Raw genomic sequence first — 9,067 nt, forward strand, 5'->3', positions numbered from 1 at the left:
GTGAACTTCAGGAACTCGACCGACGATGCGGTGCCGACATAGATCAGGTCGCGGCTGTGCACCGGGAACTGCTGGGCGTAGAAGAAGCCGCGCGGATCCTCGAAGCTGAGGCGGTAGACCACCGGCACCGGCTGGCGCGTTGCCAGCAGCGGCGAGTTGCTTCGGATCGACTGGAACACGGCCCGCGATTCGAAGCGGAAGACGAAGACGGCGCTGGCATCCGCCTGGTTCGACGCCAGCCCCCCGGCCCGGCCCACGGCCTGGGCCAGGGTGAACGGCTCCTGGTCGATCGGCAGCTCGCCGGAGGTGCTGACCGCGCCCAGCGCCGTGTAGGTCTGCGGATGGCGGGTGACGTAGATGGTGTCGTCCGGCTGGATGTAGATGTTTTCTGACGGGTCCTTCAGGATGGTCGGCAGGCCCACCGTCTCCGACGCCCCGGCCCGGGTCAGGGTGATGAAGGTCTCCGCCGGCAGCGACCTAATGCCGCCGCCCTGGGCGATGACGTCGAGCAGCCGCTCGCCCCTGAGGTTGAGCGGCACCCGCGCCCCGCCGGTCTGGTCGCCCAGCACCGAGGCGGAGGCGGAGCCCGATTCCGGCACGGTGACGATCACCTGCGGCTGGCTGGCCTGGCTGGTCAGCGACCGCTCGATCGCGTCGGCGACCTCGGTCGGGGTGCGGCCCACCGCCCGGATCGGCTTGGCCGCATAGGGCACGGTGATGTTGCCGCGCTGGTCGACGATCTGGGGCGGCAAAGTGACGCTGTGCGCCCCGTCGGCGCCGGTCGGGGTGACGGCGCCGGAGGCGAACAGGCCGGTGCCGGCTTCCCAGATCGACACCGAGACGGTGTCGCCGACCCCGATCTGCTGTGTCGGCGCCGGCGCCTTGTCGCCGAAGCGCTGCATCAGGCTGGGCCGCGGGGCGCGGTCCAGCGCCGCGATCGTGGTCTCGTTGAGATCGACGATGGCGTATTGGGTGTCGACCGCCTTGGCGGCTTCCGCGGCCGAGGCTTTCTCGCCCGACGCCAGGATCTGGCCGGCCAGGGGACCGTTGCTCGGCAGCTCGCCACAGGCGGGCAGCGCGAGAGCGGCGGGAAGGAGCCACGCCAGTCGCCAGGTCATGGGGCCGTCGTCTCTTCTGCCGTGCGCCGTAGCGCGAATGCTTGGGGCATACCAGATTTCGAACGCAATAGCCAATGCCTCAAATGCGTCCGATTTCAGATTCGAGTCCGGAAACCGAGGCCTGGAGCGGGCTCCCGGACTGCAAACCTGAAATTCCTGTTTTCGTGCCGCATTTTAGGTTTTATATCTATAGCGCCCTTGCCAAATCTTGGATGGCGGCACGGGTGAAGCTATGGTCCGATACGGCGCGTCGCCATCGGGGCCATGCCGAAGCCTCCGCTTCGAGTCGCCGGACAGCACAGGACCATGCCGTGACCCAGACGATCATGATCGACGGCTACAATCTCGGCCTCGAAACCGGCACCGGGGTGGCCACCTATGCCCGGAACCTGAGCTATGAGCTGCACAATCTCGGCTACCGCACCGAGGTGCTGTATGGCGGCCGGGCCGCGCCGAGCACCCAGCAGCTGCTGCGCGAGATCGCCTTCTTCGACCCGTCCAATGTCGGCGAGGCGCCGCGTTGGCTGGAGTTCCTGCGCTATGTCAACGAGCTGATCCATTCGCCGGCCGGGGTGCGGGCCAAGCCGGTGCCGATCACCGGCAAGGTGATCGCCAGGACCTACCGGTCGCGGATGCCGTATTACGACCAGATCAGCTCGGTGCCGGACCTGTGGAGCCGCTCCTACCGGCACTTCGCCATCTATCGCAACCGGATGACGGTGACGCTGCGCCACGCGCCCAAGCTGATGCACTGGACCTATCCACTGCCGCTGCGCATGGCCGGCGCCCGCAACATCTACACCATCCACGACCTGGTGCCGCTGCGGCTGCCCTACACCACGCTCGACAACAAGCGCCGCTACCACCGGCTGGTACGGATGCTGCTGCGCCGCGCCGACCACATCGTCACGGTGTCGGAGACCTCCAAGCGCGACATCGTCGACCTGTTCGGCTACCCCGAGGAGCGCATCACCAACACCTACCAGGCGGTCGACATCCCGGCGAAATATGCCGAGAAGCCGGAGGAGGCGGTGAAGCGCGAGGTCGAGGGCACCTTCAATCTCACCCATAAGGGCTACCTGCTCTATTTCGGCGCGATCGAGCCGAAGAAGAACATCGGTCGGCTGATCGAGGGGTACCTCGCCAGCCAGATCAAGACGCCGCTGGTGATCATCGGCAAGCTGGCCTGGAAGACCGACCAGGAGCTGAAGCTGCTGAACGATTCGACCATCCGCTACCTGGAGCAGGTCGACACCCTGACCTACACCCGCAACCGGGTGCTGCGCATCGACTACGCCCCCTTCCCGCTGCTGGTCAGCCTGATCCGCGGCGCCAAGGCGGTGACCTTCCCGTCGCTGTACGAGGGCTTCGGCCTGCCGGTGCTGGAGGCGATGCGCCTGGGCACTCCGGTCCTCGCCTCGACCGAGGGCGCCTTGCCGGAGGTGGCGGGCGACGCGGCGCTGCTGATCGACCCCTACGACACCCACGCCCTGGCCGAGGCGATCCGCGCCCTCGACAGCAATGCCGAGCTGCGCGGCGACCTGGTGCAGCGCGGCAGCCGGCAGGCGGATCTCTACTCGCCGGAGCGCTACCGCGCCCGGCTGGGCGAGATGTACCGGCGGCTGCTGCCGGCCGGGGAGCGGTCGCGGGCCGGGGCGGAAGTCGAGGCCGCAACCGGAACGCCGGTTCTGGCGGACGCCGACCAAAGGTTTCGTTGAAGGACCCATGGTGGAGCAAGAAGGTTTGGTGGTTTCGAAGGTTTCCTCGTCGCATCCGGTCTGCTATGCTGCGGTGCAGCGAACGGAAGCGCAGCCACCCCGACTCTCGTGAGGCATGGCTTGGGCAAGACACCGGACAATCCCTCGGAAGATCTCTCCGAAAAGCTGGACCAGCAGGCTTCGGTCGCGGACTCCCGGGACTCCTCCGACACATCCCAGGACGCGCCGACGTCGCGGCGGACCATCGCCGAGTTGCGCGCCGCCCGTGCGCGGATGAATGCCCGGCGCGGCGGCGAGCCTGCCGGCAGCGAGCCGGAGGGCGAGGCCGCCCCGACAACCGACGCCACCGTCACCTCGCTGCCCAGCCGGCGGCGATCGGCGGATGAGCTGGTGACCGGCTTCCGCGACGTGCCGGCGGTGCGGTCGGCGCCGCCGCCGACGGCCCGGCGCACGCCGCTGGAGCGCCGCTACGACACCCGGACCGAGCCGTTGCGGCTGCCCAGCCGCAAGGCCAGGCTGTCGGCCGGGTTCTGGCTGTCGCTGCTGCTGATGGTGGTGCTGCCGACCGCGGCCGGGGCCGCCTACTACCTCTATTTCGCCGCCGACCAGTACGTCTCCGAGTTCCGCTTCGCGGTGAAATCCTCGAACGCCTCGGCCTCCTCGGCGACCACGGATCTGGTCGGCGCCGCGCTGGGCCAGTCGGCCCGGCTGTCGGCGTTCAGCGACAACTTCATCGTCGCCGACTACATCACCAGCCGCGAGGCGGTGGGCGACCTCCTGAAGACCGTCGACCTGCGCGCGATCTACAGCAGCCCGAAGGCCGACTATCTCTCCCGCCTCGACCCCACCGTGCCGGTCGAGAAGCTGGTGAAGTACTGGCAGAACCGGGTCGATGCCAGCTTCGACGTGTCGACCGGCATCTCCATCGTCCAGGTCCGCGCCTTCACGCCGGAGGATTCGCTGCGCGTCGCCAAGGCGCTGATCGGCTCCAGCGAGGACCTGGTCAACCGCATCGCCGAGCGCGCCCGCGAGGATTCGGTCCGCTTCGCCGAGCGTGACGTGAAGAACGCCGAGGACCGGCTGCGCGAAGTCACGGCCAAGCTGCGCCAGTTCCGCAACGTGCAGCAGACCCCGGACCTGTCGACCAGCGCGTCCTCCACCCTCGGCCTGTCGCTGCAGCTGCGCACCAACCTGGCGCAGATGGAAGCGCAGCTGACCTCGCTGTCGACCCACATGTCGCCGGACGCGCCGACCATCAAGGTGCTGAAGAACAACATCGCCGCGACCCGGGACCAGCTGAACAAGATCGAGGGCGAGCTCGGCGCCGGCACCGCCCCGGCGGCCGGCAGCGGCCCGTCGCAGGAGGGCTATGCCGCGACCCTGTCGGATTACGAGGACATCCGGCTCGAGATGCAATTCGCGCAGCAGAGCTACCAGAACATGCTGACGGCGCTGGACCAGGTGCGCAGCAGCGCCATGTCCGACCGCACCTATCTGATGCCCTATGTCGAGCCGCAGCTGGCCGAGTACGCGCTGTATCCGGAGCGGTACGAGGACGTGCTGATCGTGTTCCTGATCGCCTTCGTCGCCTGGGCCATCACCATGCTCACGGTCCACTCCGTGCGCGACCACATGATCTGAGGCGGCCCGGATGACGACGCCGACGATCGCCCCCCTGCCCGGAGCCGCGCCATGACCGTGCTGGCACGGCCCCGCCTCGGCACGGCCCTGGCGGTCCAGGTCCGGGTCCTGGTGTCGCTGATGCTGCGCGAGATGCGGATGCACGCCAAGCATTCGCGCCTCAGCTACCTGCTCGAGATGCTCGAGCCGATGCTGCAGCTGTCGATGATGATGGCGGTGTTCTCCGCCATCGGCCGGCAGGCGGATTTCGGCACCAGCATGCTGCTGTTCCTCGGCACCGGCATGATCCCGTACTTCACCTTCATGCACATCTCGTCGAAGGCGATGACGGCGCTGCGCGGCGGCGGGCTGACCAAGGGCGTGCCGCTGGTCAAGCCGCTGGACCTGCTGCTGGCCCGCGCCTTCCTGGAGACGCTGCAGCTCGCGGTCGTGGCGATCCTGCTGTTCAGCTTCATCCACATCGTCATGGGGGTGCCGGAGGCAGCGCCGATCCAGCCGCTGAAGGTGGTCTCCGCCTTCCTGGTGATCGCGGCCACGGCGATCGGCGTCGGCATCGTCAACGGCGTGATCGGTTCCTTCTTCCGGCTGTGGGCGGTGGTCTACGGCGTGTTCGGCCGGTCGCTCTTGTTCCTCAGCGCCGTGTTCTACGTGCCCGACTACATGCCGGCGCAGATCCGCGACTGGCTGGTCTGGAACCCGGTGCTGCACGGCGTGGAGTGGTTCCGCACCGGCTTCTACCTGACCTATCCGACGGTGTGCCTGGACAAGACCTATCTGCTATCCTGGGCGCTGGGCTCGATCTTCTTCGGCCTGGTCCTGGAGCGGGCGCTGCGGACCCGCCGGATGACCGCGAAATGATCGTGCTGGACCGCGTCACCAAGCGCTACCGCTCGCACGGCACCGGCCACAGCCGGCTGGTGCTGGACGAGCTGAGCGCCGTGTTCGAGCCGGGGCAGACCGTCGGCATCCTCGGCCGCCGCGGCGCCGGGAAGTCGACGCTGATCCGCCTGATCGCGGGCTCCATCCCGCCGGATTCCGGGCGGGTGCTGCGCCAGGGCCGGGTGTCGTTCCTGGTCGGCACCGCCGGCCCCTTCGTCAGCACCATGACCGGGCGCGAGAATGTCTGGTTCACCGCCCGCATCTACGGCGCCGACGCCACCGAGGTGGTCCGCTTCGTCGAGGCGCATGCCGATCTGGGCACCGATTTCGACAAGCCGTTCGCAAGCTACACCGGCGACAAGCGCAGCCGCCTCCTGTTCACCGCGGCCTATGCCCTGCCCTTCGACATCTACCTGGCCGACGAATCGGTGATCGGCGGCCCGCCCGGCTTCCGCGACTGGTGCGAGCGGCTGGTCGACGCCCGCCGGCGCGAGGCGACGCTGGTCTTCACCACCAAGCGGCCGCGCATGCTGCGCCGCTTCGCCGACACCGGCGCGGTGCTGTCCGACGGCCGGCTGACCACCTACGACTCGGTGCGCGACGCCATCCTGGCGTTCAAGGACGACGACTTCCCCGCCGATGACGAGCCGCCGATCGAGTTCGACGAGGAGGATGAGGATGACGAGCTGCCCGCGCCGCTCCCCTGACCTCTGCCCGTCCGCCCCGACATGCTCGCCCGAGCATGCGCCATGGGTCCGGGGCCGTCCCCGGGCCTGCCACCGGGTGCGATGCACCCATTGCCATCTAGAGGACCGTCGATGAACACCTCGGAGCTGATCGAACAGCTGGCCCAGGACCACAAGCTGTCGCGCGTGAAGGCCAAGCGCATCCTCACCAGCATCTTCCAGGCGATCACCGAATCGGCCGCGCGGGGTGACCAGGTGTCGATCTCCGGCTTCGGCCGGTTCAAGGTGGCGACCCGGCCGGAGCGCGAGGGCCGCAACCCGACCACCGGCGCCCCGATCACCATCGCTGCCTCGAAGAAGGTGGTGTTCAGCCCGTCCAAGCCGGTGCGCGAGGCGTTGAACGCCTGAGGCGCTGATCCGGGGCCTGGTCGTCCGCCGGGTCCCGGCTGCAACCAACAACAATCGATCGATCCGAAGGCGTGCCTTCGTCCGTGCCGCCGATCCGGGACCGCCCCGGGTCGGCGATCGGGTTTCCGCTGCCTGCCCCTCCTCCCCTGCCGCCCCCCGAGGATCCCGCGATGCTGCCCAAGCCCTCCGCATCATTGGCCCCCAACACCTACGCCTTCGAGACCACGCCGCTGGTCAAGCCGACCGGCTTCCGCGAATACGACGCCCGCTGGTGGTTCGGCCATCCCGGCTCGGACAAGCCGCCGGAGCTGAACCTGATGGGCGTGCAGGCGCTGGGCCTCGGCCTCGGCACCTATCTGCACGAGGCCGGGGTAAAGCCCGAGGTCGTGGTCGGCCACGATTTCCGCGGCTACTCCATGGCCATCAAGATCGCCCTGGCGCAGGGGCTGATGGCGGCCGGCTGCACCGTGCACGACATCGGCCTGGCGGTCTCGCCGATGGCCTATTTCGCCCAGTTCGCGCTGGACGTCCCGGCCGTCGCCATGGTCACCGCCTCGCACAACGACAATGGCTGGACCGGGGTGAAGATGGGCTGCAGCCGCCCGGTCACCTTCGGGCCGGAGGAGATGGGAAGGCTGCGCGACATCGTGCTGTCCGGCGCGTTCGAGCCGCGCAGCGGCGGCGCCTACCGCTTCGTCGAGGGCTTCGCCGAGCAGTATGTCCGCGAGCTGACCGAAGGCCGGAAGATCACCCGCAAGCTGCGCGTGGTCGCCGCCTGCGGCAACGGCACCGCCGGCGCCTTCGCCCCGCGGGTGCTGGAGGCGATCGGGATCGAGGTGATCCCGCTCGACGTCGAGCTGGACCACACCTTTCCGAACTACAACCCCAACCCCGAAGACATGGAGATGCTGCACGCCATCGCCGCCAAGGTGAAGGAGACCGGGGCCGATTTCGGCCTGGGCTTCGACGGCGACGGCGACCGCTGCGGCGTGGTTGACAACGAGGGGAACGAGATCTTCGCCGACAAGATCGGCGTGATGCTGGCGCGCGACCTGTCGGCGCTGCATCCCGGCGCCCAGTTCGTGGTCGACGTCAAGTCGACCGGGCTGTTCGCGGCCGACCCGGTGCTGCAGGCGCAGGGGGCGAAGACCGACTACTGGAAGACCGGCCATTCCTACATCAAGCGCCGGGTGCGCGACCTGAACGCGCTGGCCGGCTTCGAGAAGTCCGGCCATTTCTTCTTCAACCCGCCGATCGGCCGCGGCTACGATGACGGGCTGGTCACCGCCATCGCCGTCTGCGAGATGATGGACCGCAACCCCGGCAAGACCATGGCCGATCTCTATCGCGCCCTGCCGCAGACCTGGGGGTCGCCGACCATGTCGCCGCATTGCGCCGACGAGGTGAAGTACGACGTCGTCGAGCGGGTCGAGAAGCGCTTCCGCGAGATCGCCGCCAAGGACGGGCTGGCCGGCCACCGCATCGTCGACATGGTCACGGTCAACGGCATCCGCGTGACCACCGAGGACGGCACCTGGGGCCTGGTCCGCGCCTCCTCCAACAAGCCGGAGCTGGTGGTGGTGGTCGAGAGCCCGGTGTCGAAGGACCGGCTGCACGAGATGTTCAAGGCCGTCGACACCGTGCTGCGTGAGAATCCCGAAGTGGGCGCCTACAATCAGACGATCTGAGAGAACCGCCGGGTGAAGGGCCTCCTTGCTTTTTTTGTCATTGCCGGGCTTGACCCGGCAATCCAGAGGATGTCGACGATCTCTGGATGCCCGTCCTCGGGCTTGCCCCGAGGACCCGCCCGGGCATGACGGAATGGGGAGCTGGGCCCCCCTCACCCGACCATCTGACACCATGACCGAGACCTGCCGCTGGAGCCGATGATGACCACCCCGACCGAGCAGATCGCGACCCTGCAGGGCCTGCGCGACCGGCTGATGACCTGGCTGACCGCGCAGGCGCTGCCGATCTGGTGGGAGGCCGGCGCCGACCGCGACCGCGGCGGCTTCCATGAGAGGCTGAACCTCGACGGCACGCCATGCCTGGACCCGCGCCGCGCCCGGGTGCAGGCGCGGCAGGTCTTCACCTTCGCCGTCGCCGGCCGCCTCGGCTGGACCGGCCCGTCGCGCCAGGCGGTCGAGCACGGGCTGGCCTTCTTCCGCAAGGCCTATGAGCGGCCGGACGGCACCTTCCGCACCCTGGTCGGGCCGGACGGGGCGACCTTGGACGACAGCGTGGTGCTGTACGACCAGGCCTTCGCCCTGTTCGCCCTGGCGGTCGCCGGCACCGTGGTCGCCGACCCGGCGCCGCTGACCGCGGCGGCCCGCCGCCTGCGGCAGCGGCTGGAGGCGACGCTGAAGCACCCGCTGGGTGGGTTCGAAGAGGCGGCGCCGCGCAAGCTGCCGCTGCTGGCCAATCCGCATATGCACCTGTTCGAGGCGTCGCTGGCCTGGGTCGAGCTGGGCCAGGGCCCGGACCAGCAGGCCTGGAACGATCTCGCCGACGAGATCGCCGGCCTGGCGCTGTCGCATTTCATCGATCCGAAGACGGGCTATCTGCGCGAGTTCTTCGACGGCGAGTGGCGGCCGGCGCCCGGCCGCGACGGCCGCAT

General features: G+C 68.8%; 8 protein-coding genes. 7 read left to right on the plus strand and 1 reads right to left on the minus strand.

Translation table 11 applies throughout. The features are described from left to right. Positions 1-1,118 (minus strand): polysaccharide biosynthesis/export family protein (locus P409_RS17825; protein WP_034840505.1); only part of this gene is annotated, 1,118 nt, incomplete at its 3' end. Positions 1,119-1,429: 311 nt separating this feature from the next. Here P409_RS17825 and P409_RS17830 point away from each other — a divergent pair. From P409_RS17830 to P409_RS17860, 7 genes are all read left to right on the plus strand, one after another. Further along, positions 1,430-2,836 carry a glycosyltransferase family 4 protein gene (locus P409_RS17830; protein ID WP_202964709.1) on the plus strand — a complete coding sequence of 469 codons (1,407 nt, stop codon included), beginning with the start codon at positions 1,430-1,432 and terminating at the stop codon, positions 2,834-2,836. 120 nt (positions 2,837-2,956) lie between these two features. Then, positions 2,957-4,477, plus strand: coding sequence for a hypothetical protein (locus tag P409_RS17835; RefSeq protein WP_034840510.1), 1,521 nt, complete (start codon positions 2,957-2,959; stop codon positions 4,475-4,477). 51 nt (positions 4,478-4,528) lie between these two features. Then, positions 4,529-5,335 carry an ABC transporter permease gene (locus tag P409_RS17840; RefSeq protein WP_034840514.1) on the plus strand — a complete coding sequence of 269 codons (807 nt, stop codon included), beginning with the start codon at positions 4,529-4,531 and terminating at the stop codon, positions 5,333-5,335. Further along, positions 5,332-6,063: an ABC transporter ATP-binding protein gene (locus P409_RS17845; RefSeq protein ID WP_052120847.1), complete on the plus strand. Its 732-nt coding sequence runs from the start codon at positions 5,332-5,334 to the stop codon at positions 6,061-6,063. Before P409_RS17840 ends, P409_RS17845 begins: the two co-directional genes overlap by 4 nt. A 111-nt stretch (positions 6,064-6,174) precedes the next feature. Continuing rightward, entirely contained in the window at positions 6,175-6,450 is a 276-nt protein-coding gene (locus P409_RS17850) for an HU family DNA-binding protein (protein ID WP_034840518.1), read from the plus strand. Between the two features lie 170 nt (positions 6,451-6,620). Beyond that, positions 6,621-8,138 carry a phosphomannomutase/phosphoglucomutase gene (locus P409_RS17855; protein ID WP_034840523.1) on the plus strand — a complete coding sequence of 506 codons (1,518 nt, stop codon included), beginning with the start codon at positions 6,621-6,623 and terminating at the stop codon, positions 8,136-8,138. Between the two features lie 201 nt (positions 8,139-8,339). Further along, a partial coding sequence (locus tag P409_RS17860) for an AGE family epimerase/isomerase (RefSeq protein WP_202964710.1) occupies positions 8,340-9,067 on the plus strand: 728 nt, incomplete at its 3' end.

The organism is Inquilinus limosus MP06, from assembly GCF_000767795.1.
In the GTDB taxonomy this organism is placed as follows: Bacteria; Pseudomonadota; Alphaproteobacteria; order DSM-16000; family Inquilinaceae; genus Inquilinus; species Inquilinus limosus_E.

What these genes read in the sequence shown, in the direction of transcription:
- P409_RS17840 (WP_034840514.1), top strand. Translation starts at nt 4,529, where the DNA reads ATGACCGTGCTGGCACGGCCCCGCCTCGGCACGGCCCTGGCGGTCCAG.
- P409_RS17845 (WP_052120847.1), top strand. Translation starts at nt 5,332, where the DNA reads ATGATCGTGCTGGACCGCGTCACCAAGCGCTACCGCTCGCACGGCACC.
- P409_RS17850 (WP_034840518.1), top strand. Translation starts at nt 6,175, where the DNA reads ATGAACACCTCGGAGCTGATCGAACAGCTGGCCCAGGACCACAAGCTG.
- P409_RS17855 (WP_034840523.1), top strand. Translation starts at nt 6,621, where the DNA reads ATGCTGCCCAAGCCCTCCGCATCATTGGCCCCCAACACCTACGCCTTC.